Annotated in this window: 11 protein-coding genes and 1 riboswitch; of the genes, 9 read left to right on the top strand and 2 right to left on the bottom strand. The window is 42.9% G+C overall.

Annotation, left to right across the window (positions count from 1 at the left end):
• The first annotated feature begins 507 nt into the window (after positions 1–507).
• Together RBB56_RS06790 and RBB56_RS06785 are read left to right on the top strand one after the other, a co-directional pair.
• Positions 508–1,104, top strand: coding sequence for a hypothetical protein (locus RBB56_RS06790; protein ID WP_306721623.1), 597 nt, complete (start codon positions 508–510; stop codon positions 1,102–1,104).
• A gap of 2 nt (positions 1,105–1,106) precedes the next feature.
• Entirely contained in the window at positions 1,107–1,673 is a 567-nt protein-coding gene (locus tag RBB56_RS06785; protein ID WP_306721622.1) for a flavin reductase family protein, read from the top strand.
• 17 nt (positions 1,674–1,690) lie between these two features.
• Here the strand turns inward: RBB56_RS06785 and RBB56_RS06780 are convergent, their stop codons facing one another.
• Positions 1,691–2,908, bottom strand: a complete 1,218-nt coding sequence (locus tag RBB56_RS06780; RefSeq protein ID WP_306721621.1) for a Y-family DNA polymerase — start codon at positions 2,906–2,908, stop codon at positions 1,691–1,693.
• A gap of 275 nt (positions 2,909–3,183) precedes the next feature.
• Here RBB56_RS06780 and RBB56_RS06775 point away from each other — a divergent pair, with 275 nt between their 5' ends.
• Entirely contained in the window at positions 3,184–4,764 is a 1,581-nt protein-coding gene (locus RBB56_RS06775) for a M23 family metallopeptidase (RefSeq protein WP_306721620.1), read from the top strand.
• A gap of 156 nt (positions 4,765–4,920) precedes the next feature.
• Positions 4,921–6,213, top strand: coding sequence for a UDP-N-acetylglucosamine 1-carboxyvinyltransferase (locus RBB56_RS06770; RefSeq protein WP_306721619.1), 1,293 nt, complete (start codon positions 4,921–4,923; stop codon positions 6,211–6,213).
• A 123-nt stretch (positions 6,214–6,336) separates the two neighbouring features.
• On the opposite strand, the gene RBB56_RS06765 is transcribed toward RBB56_RS06770, so the two are convergent.
• Positions 6,337–7,413 carry an HD-GYP domain-containing protein gene (locus tag RBB56_RS06765; protein WP_306721618.1) on the bottom strand — a complete coding sequence of 359 codons (1,077 nt, stop codon included), beginning with the start codon at positions 7,411–7,413 and terminating at the stop codon, positions 6,337–6,339.
• Positions 7,414–7,595: 182 nt separating this feature from the next.
• A riboswitch (SAM riboswitch) is annotated at positions 7,596–7,711 on the top strand.
• An 82-nt stretch (positions 7,712–7,793) separates the two neighbouring features.
• Here RBB56_RS06765 and metK point away from each other — a divergent pair.
• The 5 genes from metK to RBB56_RS06740 all read left to right on the top strand — a co-directional run bounded on the left by metK (position 7,794) and on the right by RBB56_RS06740 (position 17,056).
• A complete protein-coding gene (gene metK, locus RBB56_RS06760; protein WP_306721617.1) occupies positions 7,794–8,993 on the top strand; it encodes a methionine adenosyltransferase in 1,200 nt (399 codons plus the stop codon).
• Between the two features lie 555 nt (positions 8,994–9,548).
• The gene (gene glmS / locus RBB56_RS06755; RefSeq protein ID WP_306721616.1) at positions 9,549–11,372 is read left to right on the top strand and encodes a glutamine--fructose-6-phosphate transaminase (isomerizing); all 1,824 of its coding nucleotides are present in this window, start codon (positions 9,549–9,551) and stop codon (positions 11,370–11,372) included.
• Between the two features lie 214 nt (positions 11,373–11,586).
• The gene (locus RBB56_RS06750; protein WP_306721615.1) at positions 11,587–15,036 is read left to right on the top strand and encodes a DNA polymerase III subunit alpha; all 3,450 of its coding nucleotides are present in this window, start codon (positions 11,587–11,589) and stop codon (positions 15,034–15,036) included.
• 120 nt (positions 15,037–15,156) lie between these two features.
• Complete coding sequence (gene pfkA, locus RBB56_RS06745) at positions 15,157–16,134, top strand: 6-phosphofructokinase (protein WP_306721614.1); 978 nt, start codon at positions 15,157–15,159, stop codon at positions 16,132–16,134.
• 91 nt (positions 16,135–16,225) lie between these two features.
• Positions 16,226–17,056, top strand: a complete 831-nt coding sequence (locus tag RBB56_RS06740) for a TrmH family RNA methyltransferase (protein ID WP_306721613.1) — start codon at positions 16,226–16,228, stop codon at positions 17,054–17,056.
• The last annotated feature ends 64 nt before the right edge of the window (positions 17,057–17,120 follow it).

Genomic DNA, 17,120 nt, shown 5'->3' with positions numbered 1-17,120 from the left:
CCAAAAGCCTTTGTAGCAATATATTTCATCAATTTGCACCATTTACGTCATCAAACCATATTCTTATCACTTTGGAAAGAAATTATATGAGTGCAAATTGACGAAGCCAAGTTGGTCGAGAGGCTTTTGATATCCGAATCCTAATAGTAAAGTGCTCCTATTACAATTTGAAGAGTTTGTCCGTAAAATGAGGAGTGCCCAGACATCTTTCGACACCTGGGCTATTATGAAAAAATTTATCTATATGTGTAATGAAAACATTACGATATCACTCGTTTGCTATGAACTTAGTATATCAATTAGTTATGAATAAACTATGAACGACGTGTGAAAATAACGTTAATTTTTACAAACCGGGAAAAGATAGAATGAAAAAACATAACATATTGCACAAAAGAAGCGAACTGGTTGTAAATAAAAAAAAAAAATGATAAGATATAAAACGTGATATATTGAGAAGGATAAGCGGTTGGTAAAAGGGAAAAAACCATGGCGGGAGGAAAACGAATGGATAATTTTATGGATAAAATTGCTCAGAAGTTAAGTTCACAGGAAGTGATTCGGGCGAATTCTGCAGCAGATGCAGCGCAGATTGAGCGTCTTCAGTTGCAGGTGGCAGAATACAATGCTTGCATGCAGGAGATGCGGAAGTTGAATTTGAAAAATGTAGAAAGTGAACAGCGTCTTCAGGAGCTGTTTCAGAGTATTGGGGTTCAGATTGATAATCTTTTTTCAGAAAGCAATCAGGGAATCGAGAAGCTGACCGAAGAATGTATTATGAAAATTCAGTCGGCAAAAGGTGAAGAAGAGAAGAAAATTGAAATAGAGACAAAGTTGGAAGAACTTTTTAAACAAGCGGATGACTTTGTACACAAAGAAAATGTGAAAGTATACCGCAATGTACAAGCGGTACTTGTGGAAGAAATAGAGAAACAGACGCGAGCGCTTATGGGATTCGGTGCAGAAGCGTTAGCGAGCGTGAATACAATAAATGAGGCTAACCGGAAAAAGAGCAAAGGCATTTTTGCACTTGCCGTTACGACTCTTATTATATCTCTTGCAAATATGGGACTCTTAATTGCTCATGTCATGGGGGTTTTCTAAATATGGGAAAGCAAAGCTGGAAACCGGGAAATATGTTGTACCCGCTTCCTGTTGTATTGGTGAGTGCAGCGGATAAAAACGGAGAGAAGAATATATTTACAGTTGCATGGGCAGGAACGATTTGCAGCGACCCGCCGATGGTATCCATATCGGTGAGGCCGCAACGGTATTCCTACCATATGATAGAAGAGACCGGGGAATTTGTCATTAACTTAACGACAGAGGAACTTTGTTTTGCGACAGATTACTGCGGTGTCAGAAGCGGAAGAGATATCGATAAATGGAAAGAGCTGAATTTGACGGCAATTCCGGGAGATGTGGTGAAGGCTCCCATGCTGAAGGAAAGTCCTGTCAATATCGAATGTAAGGTGGAAGAGATTAAAAAGCTGGGGACTCATGACATGTTTATTGCCAGAGTAGTAGCGGTGCATGCGGATGAAAAGTATATGGATGAAAAGCAGAAATTTCATTTCAACGAGGCATCCCCCATCGTATATTCCCACGGTTCCTACATGTCGATTGGCGAGCAGATAGGAACCTTTGGATTTAGTGTAAGAAAGAAAAAGTGATAAGGTATTTCCTATGATTATAAAAGACTGCCCCGAACAACGGAGTCAGGTCCATATCGTTTCCTTATGGAATCCAAAGCCACATCCAGCTTCTGCTGTTTGCTCGAGATTGGCATGGATTCCATTTCGTTTTGTATATCGAAGAGACTTAGCTGAATCGGAGAACATGCAGAGACAAGTTTGGAAGTCCTTATGCCGAGAAGACGGATAGGGGTACCATCCCATAGTTCATCGAAGAGCCCGCAGGCAGTTTTATAAATGAAATCCGTGGAGCAGGTAGGTGTGGATAAGGTTGTTTGGTGTGATACTCGGTGGAAGGTATTATATTTGATTTCCGTACTAATCATAGCAGCGAGCTGTTCGGACTTTCGCAGTCTGGCAGATACTGTCTCAGCCAGGGACAGGAGAACAATATATGCCTCTTCCGGCGTCATGGCATCCTCACTGAGGGTTGTTGAATTTCCAACGCCCTTTAGATCCATGCCTCCTGTAATTACTTCTGAAGAATCGATTCCGTTCGCATATTCCCATAATAAGATACCATGGCTTTTTAAATGGGCGAAAAGTATATCGGTATCAGCCTGTGCCAGGTCGCCGATGGTGAGTATTTCCAATTTGCGCAGAGTCTCCTGACTGGAACGACCGCACATATATAAGGAAGAAACAGGAAGAGGCCATAGTTTCTTAGGTACTTCCTCCGCATACAAGGTATGCACCAGATTAGGCTTCTTGAAGTCAGAGGCCATTTTGGCGAGCACCTTCCTGTTAGAAATTCCTACATTGACAGTATAACCAAATCGTTCATATACACTATCCTTGATGATATGAGCCGCTTCCGCAGGGGAGGCGTATCGTCCTGCGACCGGCGTATAATCCATGTAGCATTCATCCACGCTTACCTGCTCGATGTCCGGACAAATATCATATAAGAAATCCATAAGTTCTCGGGAACGCCTATGATAGAGGGCGTGGTCCGGAGGATAAATGGTTAAGTGAGGGCATTTGCGAAGTGCATTTACAATGGGTTCGCCCGTTGTTACCAAATAAGCCTTAGCCGGCACCGATTTGGCCAGCACAACTCCGCGCCGGCGTTCCATGTCGCCGCCAATAATCGATGGAATCTCCCGGATATCTTCGGAAGCGCCATTTTCAAGATTTTGCAAGGCACTCCAGCTTAAATAAGCAGAATTCACATCTATATGAAAAATAATTCGTTCCCGGTTTTTCTCGTCCATACCGCTCCTCCCTTCTCCAATTTCTTATGAACTATAAACGCTAATACATGATATCATTCTAGCACTTCGGCTTATTATAGACAATAAGGTGATAGATAAATAGGGCCGTCGTTGGCTGGCTGTGAATAGTAACTTCCAATATCCACCAGAAGTATTTGCAAGATTGTCTTTACAACTAAAATAAATATTGATAGAATAAAAATGTTACAATTTTATTACAAAATAGAACTATATGTAAAAATGAAGGAACAGTATTTGGGGACTGGTTATAAACTATGAAAAAAGTTACGAAATATTATAAGAGATTACAAATAAGATCAATTAAGATAGCTGTGTTGGCTGTTATTGCCAGCATATTTTTTATGCCATCCTATGTTAAAATTGAAAATACGGGAGACAATATGTTTACAGTATTTTTAAATGGAACCGAGGTGGGTAAGGTTGGAGACGGCAAAACGGCACAAACGTGTTTGAGCGAAGCGAGAAAAATAATGGCCGGAGACGGTGAGGAACTCGTGCTGATTGAATGCGATATGGAGCTGCAAGGCAAGGAAGTCCTCTGGGGACATATCGATAATGAAGGTGCAATTATCGCTAACATGAAGAACGTACTTGAAAATAATATCAAAAAGACGCTTCATCGGTCTTATACGGTCAAGATAAACGAATATACTGTGAATCTGTCGAGCAAGGACGAAGTATTACAGTTACTGCAGGCTTCTATCGATAAATACGATGAACAGGGACAATATTATGCAGACCTTGCACTGGATTGTACGAGGGAGTTGAATGTACTGACGGCAAACATCATTTCAAGAGAAGAGAAACAGGAAGAAGAAGCGGAGAAGGAAGTTTTTGCATCGATAGGAATCTATGAAGCGCTGGATGAAATGTTCGATGCTGTGGAACCGGCGAGAGAGAAGGATTTCTCGGATTATGAGTTAGGCCTGATATCGTTAGAGTTTGGCGATGATATTGAGATAGTGGAGTCTTACCTTGCGGAGGATAAGCTGACGTCTCTTGCCGCCGCTATTGAAGAGGTGACGAAGGATCAGGAGAAGAATCAGATATATGAAGTGGTATCGGGAGATACGCTGTCGAAAATTGCGGCAGAAAACAACCTGACGATAGAAAAGCTGATAGAAATGAACGATACGATCGAAAGTGAAACTTCCACTATCCGCGTGGAGGATGAAATTATAGTAACAGTACCGGAGCCGGAGTTATCTGTGGAACGTGTAGAAGAAGTATATTATGAAGAGGACTACGAGGCGGATATTGTATATGTGGACAATGATAACTGGTATACGACCGAGACGAAGACCTTGCAAGAGCCTTCCGCAGGGCATAGAAAGGTAGTGGCGATTGTCTCTTACCGGAACAATGCGGAGACTTCAAGAGAGATTGTAAAGGAAGAAGTGACTTATCAGGCGGTTCCCAAGATTGTGGAAAGGGGAACTAAGATTCCGCCTACCTATATTAAACCTCTTTCCGGCGGACGGCTTTCCTCCGGTTTCGGAGCGAGGAGCAGACCGACAAGAGGAGCGAGCACTTACCATAAGGGAGTGGATTGGGCAACTCCGGTAGGAACTGCAGTTATGGCATCCTCCGCAGGAACAGTTGCTAAGGCAGGCTGGGGAAGCGGTTATGGATATGTTGTATATATTAATCATGGGGACGGAAGACAGACCAGATACGGACATTTGAGTAAGGTTTTAGTTTCTGCGGGTCAATCGGTATCCCAGGGACAGAAGATCGCTCTTAGTGGAAATACCGGTATTAGCTCCGGACCTCACGTCCACTTTGAGATTTTAATAAATGGAAGCCAGGTAAACCCTTTGAAATATCTGAATTAAAAAATTCATTCTAAAATTCCGGAATGAAATGAACCATTTACAAATGGACAATTTATGGTATAATCATTAGGATAAGATTGACAGTTGGCTTTTGCTGCACTTTTTGCGTGCGGTAAAGATTCGAAATAGAAAGATAGATTAAATAGAGGGTACGCCATGGAACAATATGCAATAAAGGGTGGAAATCCGTTAGTGGGCGAAGTGGAAGTAGGCGGAGCTAAGAATGCTGCGCTTGCTGTGCTGGCAGCGGCTATTATGACGGATGAAACCGTAATAATAGAGAATGTGCCGGATGTTCGCGATACGAATGTACTAATTCAGGCAATGGAAAGTATCGGAGTTATTGTAAATAGAATAGACAGACATACTGTAAAGATAAATGCTTCTCATATTCACAATTTAGTTATTGAGGATGATTTCATTAAAAAAATTCGTGCTTCCTATTATTTATTGGGGGCTTTGCTTGGAAAATATAAAAAGGCAGAAGTAGCGCTTCCGGGAGGCTGCAACATCGGTTTAAGACCGATTGACCAGCATATTAAGGGATTTCGTGCTCTTGGCGCCGATGTGAGAATTGAACATGGGTTAATTATTACCGATGCGGAGAATCTGCATGGAAGCCATGTTTATTTGGATGTTGTTTCAGTAGGAGCTACCATCAATGTAATGATGGCAGCAGTTATGGCAGAAGGCAAGACAACGATTGAAAATGCGGCCAAAGAGCCTCATGTTGTTGACCTTGCTAACTTCCTGAATAGTATGGGCGCTGACGTTAAGGGCGCCGGTACTGATGTTATTAGAATTCGTGGGGTATCTAAGCTTCATGGCAGTGAATATACTATTATTCCTGACCAAATAGAGGCAGGAACCTTTATGCTTGCAGCAGCGGTGACCAAAGGCGATGTTACGGTGAAGAATGTGATTCCCAAGCATTTAGAGTCCATCAGTGCCAAGTTATTGGAAATCGGTTGCGAGGTGGAGGAATCGGATGATGCTGTGCGTGTAGTATCCGCTAAGGCTTTGACCCATACTCATGTTAAAACACTTCCGTATCCCGGATTTCCTACAGATATGCAGCCCCAAATCGTGGTTGCACTAGGATTATCTGCCGGAACTAGCATTGTTACAGAGAGTATTTTTGAGAACCGTTTCAAATATGTAGATGAGTTGACGAGAATGGGAGCCAGTATTAAGGTAGAGGGCAATACGGCGATTATCGACGGCGTAGAGCGTTATACCGGGGCTAGTATTACTGCGCCTGATTTGCGTGCGGGTGCATCACTTGTACTTGCCGGACTTGCGGCGGAAGGTATTACGGTAATAGACGATATCCGCTTTATCGAAAGAGGATATGAAGACTTCCACTTGAAGCTGAAAGGTCTTGGAGCACAGATTGATATTGTCAATACGGAGCGTGAACTCCAGAAATTCAAACTGAAGGTAAGTTGAAGTAAGGAATAAAGGCAGAATAGAAGAAAAGAAGGTATTATAAAAATAAGATAAAGAAAAACACATAAGCAGAAGACTGTTTATGTGTTTTTATAATGTAGAGAACCTTCTTTAATAATAAGTTTAAAGTATGGCATCGATAAACAGATGCGGTTCCTCGGAAAGATTAATGTATTTCGTCCCAATCTTTATCGTCGGCTTGGATAGTTTATGTTTGTTAATATATACGATAGTTCCTACTTCGCCGTTCGTAAGGCGGACATCATGGAGCAGGTAGGTGTGTACGATATTCTCCAAGAAGGTGAGAATATATTGGGAATCGTATTTCTGGAAACCTTCATTTTCAAAGGTTTCGATAACCTTAAAGGGACAAAGCGGTCCTCTATAAATGCGTGCGCTCGTCATAGCATCGTAGACATCGGCAATAGCAACGATTTTCGCATAGGGGTCGATCTGCTCCTCTTTAAGACCCAGGGGATAGCCGGAGCCGTCACAACGCTCGTGGTGCATCAGTGCTACGTTTTTAATATGTGAATCGATAGAATGCTTTTCCAGCATATTATAAGATTCACGAGGGTGAGTCTTAACGATACTATATTCCCAAGTCGTTAATTTTCCAGGTTTTTTCATGATTTTTTCCGGCATCTTGACTTTGCCGATATCATGAAGCATACCGCTGATTGTGGCAATGCGTATTTCTTCCTCGTCCATACGAAGCCAATGTGCGAAAATGTTGCATATCAGTCCCACATTCATACAATGAACGAAAGTGACGTCATCTCTTTGTCTCATGCAGTGAAGCATATCGAATACGTTGACGTACTTGTTTTCAGAAGAAAGCAAAGATAAGGCATGCTCTACCAATTGATCCGGATTGATCTCTGAATCGTCTTCCAGCAAATCGGTGATGGTCGATTGAAATTGTTCTGTCTTTTGGTCGAAATCCCTCTGAAAACTTTGAAACTCCGGAGTCTGCTTAAGACGTTCCGAATAAGAAATATCCTCTTCTTCTTGTGTCTCGGGTGTTTCTACCTCTTCATCCTCAATCTTCACGCTGATGATAGAGTAGAATTCCAGCTTTGTAATGGCCTTATCTGTTAGTATTAATCCTTTTGGCAGAATAAGGTGATTGGTGTAACTATAAACATCTTCTGCTGTTACCATACCGGGTACCAACCTAGATGCGTTGACTTTCCTCATATCGCCCCTCCAAATGTAGTATTTTCCCATAAGTCAGGCATAAGCAAATTTAACGAAAAATTAGCAAATACCACATAGAAATTATAGGAGTTTTGGCGAATATTGTCAATGATATACATTGACAAATTAGAGGAAGTAGTGTATTTTAAAAAAAGATATGAAAAGTCCATATTGTAGAAAATCTCTTATTCAGAGTGGTGGAGGTACAGAGGACCTGAGAAGCCACGGCAACCCCTAATGAGGAAGGTGCCTGCCTGAGCGAGTAAACTGCCGGAAATGGCAGGTCGAACGATAAGAGGATTTGATTATCAACTATTGAATCCGCTTCTTGTAAGTGGATTTATTTTATTCCCATTCATCAACTAAAAGGAGGAACTAAGATGGAGAAATTTTTATTTACTTCAGAATCAGTAACAGAGGGACATCCCGATAAAGTCTGCGATGCTATTTCGGACGCAGTGCTCGATGCATTAATGGAGAAGGACCCTATGAGCCGCGTTGCATGTGAGGTTGCTACTTGTACCGGTTTCGTATTGGTAACGGGAGAAATTACGACGAATGCTTATGTGGATATACAGAGAATTGCTCGTGAGACAATTAAGGAAATCGGTTATACGAAGTCGGAATATGGCTTTGACGGCAATACTTGTGCGGTATTAGTTGCAATCGATGAGCAATCTTCCGATATCGCTATGGGCGTAGATAAAGCCTTTGAGGCAAAACAGGAATCGGCGGAGAAGAAGATGACTGATGAGGAAATCGAAGCGATTGGGGCCGGGGATCAGGGTATGATGTTCGGATATGCGACGAACGAGACAGAGGAATATATGCCATATTCCATTTCGCTTGCTCACAGACTTGCACTTCAGCTTACCAAAGTTCGTAAGGACGGAACATTGAAATATTTAAGACCCGATGGAAAGAGCCAGGTTTCTGTAGAATATGATAAAGCCGGTAAGCCGCTTCGTTTAGAAGCTGTTGTATTATCTACACAGCATGATGAAGCTGTGACTCAGGAGCAGATCCATGAAGATATTAAGAAATATGTATTTGAACCGGTACTTCCGAAGGAATTAATCGATGAGAATACGAAGTTTTTCATCAATCCTACAGGCCGTTTTGTTATCGGCGGGCCTCACGGAGATGCCGGATTGACAGGACGAAAGATTATTGTAGACACCTACGGCGGATATGCGCGTCACGGCGGCGGTGCTTTCTCCGGTAAGGACTGCACGAAGGTAGACCGTTCGGCAGCCTATGCAGCTCGATATGTAGCGAAGAATATCGTAGCATCCGGAGTTGCGGAGAAATGTGAGATTCAGTTGTCCTACGCTATCGGTGTGGCACAGCCTACCTCCATTATGGTGGATACCTTCGGAACAGGTAAAATAGAAGATGGAAAGCTGATAGAAATTATCCGTGAGAACTTCGACCTTCGTCCGGCAGGAATTATTAAAATGCTGGATTTACGTCGTCCTATTTACAAGCAGACGGCTGCTTACGGACATTTTGGACGCAATGATCTGGATCTTCCTTGGGAGAAATTGGACAAGGCAGATGTATTGAGAAGTTATTTATAAGGTGATTTTTCAACAGGCCTGCGCATTTACTGCGCTGACCGTAAGAATGTTAAAAATGCCGGCCGGGAAGTTACAATTTTCCAGGGCCGGCATTCTATATATTATGATACCGGAAAGTGCGTGACAATCCGCAGGTATCAGGGGGCAAAATACCTTTTACCTCCAACATCATATTATATAGGAAGGAAATAATTCCTCCGGGAGAGTACAGCATTTACATCGAAAAAAAACTGTGCTATAATTCCACAGTAATTCGCACCTTGAAAAATGAATATGACATTGCATTTATTTCAGATACGCAAAACTTGGTACGTATCGACTGTTGCAGTAATTTCTCACGTTTTCCCATCTAGCGCCATGCACCTGTGGCCGGAAAAGCACAGGTTAACGAGGATGGAAGGTTATCGAAAATTCGGCGGATACCTTCCCGTACAAACTCCGGTGCGAGATATACCGACACAAATATGCGGGTAACCGCAAAACAAAAACGGTATAACGGAGGATAAAAAGTAATCAATCATGAAAATGATAAATATAGAAAGATGAGGAAGATTTATGTGTGGAATTATTGGATATACAGGAAAAGATGCGGCAAAGGATATTATGCTGGATACTCTTGAACTGTTGGAATATAGAGGGTATGACAGTGCCGGTATTGCAGTGTGTGAAGGAGAGAAAAGTCAAATACAGGTTTATAAATGTGCGGGAAGAGTAAAAGATTTAAGAAATCTGTGTGAGAAGGAAGAAATAGAAGGCACCTGCGGTATCGGTCATACGAGATGGGCAACTCATGGAGGCGTGAGCAGTGAGAATGCGCACCCCCATAAATATGGAAAAGTAACGCTGATTCACAACGGTATTATTGAAAACTATAAGGATTTAATAGGAAAATACGGATTACTGGATCAGCTGCATTCACAAACGGACAGTGAGGTGGCAGCGGCTGTACTTTCTCATTTTTATAAGGGAGATCCTTACGAGGCAATCCGAAAAGCTGTTCTTAAATTGAAAGGCACCTTCGCTCTCGGAATTCTGTTCGAGGATATACCGGGTACTATCTTTGCAATCAGAAATGTAAGCCCTATCGTGGTGACAAGGACGGACAATGGTATGATGCTTGCCTCTGATGCGGCGGTTCTCGGACAATATTCCGAGGAGTATTTTGTGTTGCCTGAATTCCATATTTTAGAGCTTAAGGAAGAAGGAGCCACTCTATATGATTTGTCAGGAGAAACAGCAGAGCCGCGGTGGCTTGTGCTGGACTGGGATACGAGCCGCAGCGGTAAGGACGGCTATCCTTTTTATATGGAAAAAGAAATTATGGAGCAGCCGGAAGTTATTCGTGAAACTCTGCAGCCTAGAATCTATGAAGGAGTTCCTTACTTTACGCAGGATGAGATTCCCGACCACTTACTGAGAGACTGTGAGCGTATCTGCGTGGTGGCTTGCGGAACGGCGATGCATGCAGGGTTGGTAGGCAAAGCATTGATACATTCATTGGTACGAATTCATATGGATGTGGAACTTGCCAGCGAGTTCATGTATTCGGATATTGTAGTGGATGAGAAAACGCTCGTAATTGCCATTTCTCAATCGGGAGAGACCATCGATACGTTAGAAGCTCTTAAATATGCGAAGAAAAATGGTGCAAGGACGATGGCAATCGTGAATGTGCGGGGAGCCTCCATTGCCAGGGAAAGCGAATATGTGATCTATACGAATGCAGGACCGGAAATTGCGGTGGCAAGCACTAAGGCTTATACGACGCAGTTGGCGGTACTTTATCTTTTGGCGGCACGGATGGCGTATGTGCGTGGGGTTTTTGATAAAGAGAGGACAGCCGCATTTACAAGAGAGCTTATGCGAGTACCGGAAGTGATGAAGCAGGTGCTGGATAGACGAGAGGAAATTCATGATATTGCCAGGGGGATTTTAGACGCCGCGGATGTATTTATGATAGGAAGGGGACTGGATTATTGCATTCTTCTGGAAGGCTCGCTGAAGTTAAAAGAAATCTCTTATATTCATTCCGAAGCCTATGCATCCGGAGAACTCAAGCATGGAACAATTGCGCTTATTACAGAAGATACACCTGTGATAGCTGTAGTGACACAGGATAAAGTTCAGTCCAAGGAATTCTCCAATATAAAAGAAGTGCAATCCAGAGGGGCGGAAGTTGTCTTATTTATGAAGGAAACTTATACGCTGGATAAAGCCGCCTCTTTCCGCGGGGTATTTAAGCTTCCGGTGATGGAAGATGAGTTTATGGTAATGCCGGCTTCTGCCGCATTGCAACTTCTGGCTTACTATGTATCGCTGGATAAAGGTCTGGATGTAGATAAACCGCGCAATCTGGCGAAAGTAGTTACTGTAGAGTAAGCAAATAATGGGAAAAAGGAATTATGAAACAGTCGGTTCCGGTTCTGCGTATCTGAAATCAATGCAAAAATAATGTAGGCCGGCAGATTTTCGGGATGCCTGCAGACATTATTTATGGTACAATGTTGTAGTACAAATATTGAGAAATAAATATGGTAATTAAATATGTGTTACATTATTGTATTACAACAGAGAAAAATAAGGAGCGTCAATTATGGCATTTACCCATTTGCACGTCCATACGGAATACAGCCTTTTGGACGGTTCCAATAAAATAAAAGAATATATAAAACGCGTTAAAGAGCTCGGTATGGACAGTGCGGCGATTACCGACCACGGCGTTATGTACGGTGTTATTGACTTTTATAAGGAAGCGAAGGCGGCTGGCATCAATCCGATTCTTGGCTGTGAAGTATATGTGGCACCTAATTCTCGTTTTGATAAGGAGCTGACGGGAGGAGAGGACAGATATTACCATCTCGTTCTTTTGGCAGAGAATAATACAGGATATGCTAATCTGATGAAAATAGTCAGCCGGGGATTTACTGAAGGATATTATTACAGACCCCGTGTGGATATGGAGGTTCTGGAAGAGTTTCATGAAGGAATTATAGCTCTTTCCGCATGTCTGGCAGGGGAAGTGCAGAGATATGTTATGAAGGGACTGCCCGAGGAAGCCAAAAAGGCAGCGCGCAAATATGAGAACTGCTTCGGAAAAGGAAATTATTTCCTGGAGCTGCAGGACCATGGAATTCCGGAACAAAAGACAGTGAACTCCGCTCTTTTGCAGATGAGTAAGGAGCTTGACATTCCCCTTGTTGCTACCAATGACGTTCATTATACGTATGCGGATGATGAGAAGCCTCATGATATTTTGCTCTGTATACAGACCGCGAAGAAGCTGGCGGATGAAGAGCGTATGCGCTATGAAGGCGGACAGTATTACGTGAAGAGCGAAGAGGATATGAAAGCCTTGTTCCCTTATGCTTGGGAAGCGGTGGAAAATACGCAGAGAATTGCGGACCGGTGTCATGTGGATATTGAGTTCGGCGTGACGAAGCTGCCACATTTTGAAGTGCCGGAAGGTCATGATTCCCTTTCTTATCTGAATAAATTATGCTACGACGGACTGATAGAAAGATACGGAGAAGTAAACGATGAGCTAAAAGAGCGCCTGGATTATGAGCTCGGCGTTATTCAAAGTATGGGATATGTGGATTACTTCTTGATCGTATGGGATTTCATCAATTATGCGAAACAAAATGATATTATCGTAGGGCCGGGGCGAGGTTCGGCGGCAGGAAGTATCGTAGCGTATTGCTTGAAAATTACGGATATTGATCCTATTAAATATAGTTTGCTGTTCGAGCGTTTCCTGAACCCGGAACGAATCTCCATGCCTGATATCGATATTGACTTTTGTTTCGAGCGCAGGCAAGAGGTTATCGACTATGTGGGTAGCAAGTACGGAGCGGACAAGGTGGTACAGATTGTTACCTTCGGTACGATGGCTGCGAAAGGTGTTATACGCGATGTGGGAAGGGTGATGGATCTTCCTTATGCCTATGTGGATTCCATTGCTAAGATGATACCGAATGAATTGAATATTACGATTGACCGTGCGCTCACCATCAACCCTGAATTCCGGAAGCTCTATGAACAAGATGAACAGATGAAGACCCTTATCGATATGAGCAAGCGCCTGGAAGGACTTCCCAGGCATACGTCTATGCATGCGGCAGGGGTAGTAATTTGCAGCAGACCTGCGGAGGAATTCGTGCCCCTTTCCAGGGGAAGTGATGGTTCTATTACTACTCAGTTTTCTATGAATACGATTGAGGAATTGGGCCTTTTGAAGATGGACTTCCTCGGGCTTCGCACATTGACGGTCATTCAGAATGCAGTACGTCTTGTGGAAAAAGGCCGTGGCATTAAGCTGGATATGCATGGGATTGATTACGATGACAAGGCAGTTCTTTCCTCTATTGGTACGGGAAGGACGGATGGTATTTTCCAATTGGAAAGCGGCGGAATGAAAAGCTTTATGAAGGAGCTCAAGCCCCAGAACCTGGAGGATATCATAGCGGGAATTTCCCTTTACCGCCCGGGTCCCATGGACTTTATTCCCAAATATATTAAAGGAAAGAATAACCATCATGCAATTACTTATTCCTGCCCTCAGTTGGAGCCTATTTTGAATCCTACGTATGGTTGCATTGTATACCAGGAGCAGGTTATGCAGATCGTACGTGATTTGGGTGGATATACTCTTGGCAGAAGTGATTTGTTAAGGAGAGCCATGAGTAAGAAAAAGCAGTCAGTGATGGAAAAGGAGAGAAATAACTTTATCTATGGGAATTCCGAGGAGGGAGTCCCCGGATGCGTGGCTAACGGAATCGATGAGAAGACGGCGAGTCAGCTTTATGAAGATATGATGGACTTTGCCAAGTATGCATTTAATAAGTCCCACGCAGCATGTTATGCGATAGTTTCCTATCAGACTGCATATTTGAAGTATTACTATCCTGTAGAATTCATGGCAGCGTTACTTACTTCCGTTATTGACTTTTCAAGTAAAGTTTCGGAGTATATTATGACATGCCGAAGCATGGGAATTGCTATTTTGCCGCCTGATATTAATGCAGGGGAAGCCGGATTCTCCGTAAGCGGCGGTTCCATTCGCTATGCTTTGACCGCAATTAAAGGTGTTGGCCGCCCTGTTATCGATGCGGTGGTGAAGGAACGTGAAGAAAGAGGACCTTTTGCGAATCTGAATGATTTTATCGTACGGATGTCAGATAAAGATATGAATAAGCGTACCGTGGAAAACTTTATCAAGTCGGGAGCTTTGGATGGACTTGGAGGCACGAGAAAGCAATTTATGAATATTTATGTGCAGGTAATGGATCGTCTGCACCAGGATAAGAAAAATAATATGGCAGGTCAGATTTCACTTTTTGATATCGTGTCCGAAGAAGAAAAGGAAGATTACGAGATTAAAATGCCGGATGTAGGAGAATATTCCAAGGAGATGAGGCTTGCTCTTGAAAAGGAAGTGCTGGGAATTTACGTCAGTGGGCATCCTCTGGAGGAATATGAGGAGATATGGCGGAAAAACACTACGAATACAACAGCAGATTTTATTCTGGATGAAGAGAGTGGTGAGACGAAAGCCAGAGACGGGGAGCCTGTCATTATCGGCGGTATTATAGCGGATAAGAAGATTAAATATACGAAAAATGATAAGGTAATGGCTTTTTTACAGGTAGAAGATTTGGTCGGAACTGTAGAAGTTATCGTTTTCCCCAAGGATTATGAGAGGAATGTCCAGAAGCTAATGGAGGATAATAAGGTTTTCATCAAAGGAAGAGTTTCTGTGGAAGAGGATAAGGATGGGAAGCTTATTTGTGAGAAGATAACCGGATTTGATGAAATCACGAAAAAGTTGTGGATTAAGTTTCCTACCAAAGAAGCCTATGAAGAAGTGGAACAGTCTCTTCTTGCTCTGCTTGCCGCTTCTGACGGTAAGGATGGAGTCTGCATCTATGTGGAAAATCCGAAAGCAGTGAAGAATCTACCTCCTAACCGGAGTGTCAATGCGGATCGGGAGCTAGTGGAAAAGTTGGAAGAATTATATGGAAAAGAAAATATAAAAGTGATGTAAAGACGTACAAAATTGGAAACAGGAAGAAAAAACATTGAAAACGGTATGGAAACAAGGTAGAATGTAAGAGGTTAATTTATCGATCAAGCATCTGCGAAACCGGATGGAAGAGGTGTAAAAATGGCAAAAGAAATTAAGACAATCGGAATATTGACAAGTGGCGGTGATGCGCCGGGTATGAATGCTGCGATTCGTGCAGTGGTAAGAAAATCATTAGCCAATGGAGTAAAGGTGAAAGGTATTAAAAAAGGCTATCAGGGACTTTTGAATGAAGAAATTATAGATTTGGAGAGAAATAGTGTTTCCGATACGATCCAAAGAGGCGGTACGATTCTCGGAACAGCGCGTTGCGCTGAGTTCAGGACAGAAGAAGGTCAAGCGAAGGCGGCTGATATATGTAGAAAGCATGGAATCGATGGTGTCGTGGTAATTGGCGGAGACGGTTCCTATCGGGGAGCTCAGGATCTTTCGAAGCAAGGAATCAATACTGTTGGAATACCGGGAACCATCGACCTGGATATTGCTTGTACCGACTATACGATTGGATTCGATACGGCAGTCAATACAGCGATGCAGGCCATCGATAAGGTGCGGGATACTTCATCCTCTCATGAGCGATGCAGTATTATCGAAGTAATGGGAAGAAATGCAGGATTCATCGCTTTATGGTGCGGTGTGGCAAACGGTGCAGAGGATATCCTCCTTCCAGAAAAATATGATTATAACGAACAGAGCATCATCAATAATATTATTAATAATAGAAAAAGAGGAAAGACCCATCATATCATTATCAATGCAGAGGGTATAGGGCATTCTACCTCCATGGCGAGAAGAATTGAAGCGGCAACCGGTATTGAGACGAGGGCTACGATTTTGGGCTATATGCAAAGGGGCGGAAGTCCTACTTGCAAGGATCGCTTCTATGCATCCATAATGGGAGCTTATGCTGCGGATCTCATTTGTGAGGGCAAGAAGACGAACCGGGTAATCGCTTACCAAAAGGGAGAATTTAAAGATTTCGATATAGAAGAAGCGTTGGCAATGGAAAAAAATATCAATGAATACCAGTTTGAGGTAAGCAGAGCTTTATCGATGTAAATTTAATAAGGGTATCGGACGGTTACAAGTTTTATATGGCGGACTGCATGAAAGTGCTGGTCCGCCTGTTGTAAATAATAGGTGGTAATGGATGATAACGAGTATAACAAATAAAAAGGTGAAAAATATTGTTCAGCTCAATAAGAAGGCAGGACAGAGACGAAAAGAGGGCGTTTTTATTGCTGAAGGGATAAAGATGTTCCTGGAGGCGCCGGACTCCTATATTCAGGAAGTCTACGTATCGGAAAGCTTTTTAAGGTCTCTTGGAGAAGGAGAGAAAAGCAAAAGTACATCCGTAGGGGAAGCGGCAACGGCTGTGCGGGAAAAGTTAAAACGGTGCGGTTATGAAACCGCTAACGATGATGTCTTCACCAAAATATCGGATACCCAGACGCCGCAAGGGATATTATGCATTTTAAAGCAGTTTCATTATTCCTTTGAGGATATAATGAAAAAAGAAGGCATTCCTCTCTTTCTTATGTTAGAATCACTACAAGATCCCGGCAATCTGGGTACGATTATACGTACAGGAGAAGGCGCGGGGGTGACAGGAGTGATTATGAGTAAGGATACGGTGGATATCTACAATCCGAAGACAATACGCTCTACGATGGGATCGGTATATCGTGTCCCTTTTCTTTATGTGGAAGATATAGTGCAGACGGTAGAAAAGTTAAAAAGAAACGGGATTCAGACATATGCAGCTCATTTGAAAGGGGAAAAAAGCTATTATCAATGTGATTATAGGAGCGGTGCCGCTTTCCTGATCGGGAATGAAGGAAACGGGTTATCTGCGGCATTAGCTGAGACGGCGGATGAATATATTAAAATTCCCATGAAGGGGGAAGTGGAGTCGCTGAATGCTGCGGTGAGTGCTTCGCTTCTGGTCTATGAGGTGACACGCCAGAGAGAGGGTATTTGAAAGGAGATAGTGTGAAAAATGAACTTTTCACACGCAAATTTGTGCCTGCGGCTCAAAGTTTGCA

Source organism: Kineothrix sp. MB12-C1 (genome assembly GCF_030863805.1).
Classification (GTDB): domain Bacteria; phylum Bacillota; class Clostridia; order Lachnospirales; family Lachnospiraceae; genus Kineothrix.
This window is presented reverse-complemented; position numbering and strand designations above follow the sequence as displayed.

Excerpts from the sequence above, each read along its gene's own strand:
- RBB56_RS06770 (WP_306721619.1), top strand. The coding sequence starts at position 4,921 with ATGGAACAATATGCAATAAAGGGTGGAAATCCGTTAGTGGGCGAAGTG.
- RBB56_RS06775 (WP_306721620.1), top strand. The coding sequence starts at position 3,184 with ATGAAAAAAGTTACGAAATATTATAAGAGATTACAAATAAGATCAATT.
- pfkA (WP_306721614.1), top strand. The coding sequence starts at position 15,157 with ATGGCAAAAGAAATTAAGACAATCGGAATATTGACAAGTGGCGGTGAT.
- metK (WP_306721617.1), top strand. The coding sequence starts at position 7,794 with ATGGAGAAATTTTTATTTACTTCAGAATCAGTAACAGAGGGACATCCC.
- RBB56_RS06790 (WP_306721623.1), top strand. The coding sequence starts at position 508 with ATGGATAATTTTATGGATAAAATTGCTCAGAAGTTAAGTTCACAGGAA.
- glmS (WP_306721616.1), top strand. The coding sequence starts at position 9,549 with ATGTGTGGAATTATTGGATATACAGGAAAAGATGCGGCAAAGGATATT.
- RBB56_RS06785 (WP_306721622.1), top strand. The coding sequence starts at position 1,107 with ATGGGAAAGCAAAGCTGGAAACCGGGAAATATGTTGTACCCGCTTCCT.
- RBB56_RS06765 (WP_306721618.1), bottom strand. The coding sequence starts at position 7,413 with ATGAGGAAAGTCAACGCATCTAGGTTGGTACCCGGTATGGTAACAGCA.
- RBB56_RS06750 (WP_306721615.1), top strand. The coding sequence starts at position 11,587 with ATGGCATTTACCCATTTGCACGTCCATACGGAATACAGCCTTTTGGAC.
- RBB56_RS06780 (WP_306721621.1), bottom strand. The coding sequence starts at position 2,908 with ATGGACGAGAAAAACCGGGAACGAATTATTTTTCATATAGATGTGAAT.
- RBB56_RS06740 (WP_306721613.1), top strand. The coding sequence starts at position 16,226 with ATGATAACGAGTATAACAAATAAAAAGGTGAAAAATATTGTTCAGCTC.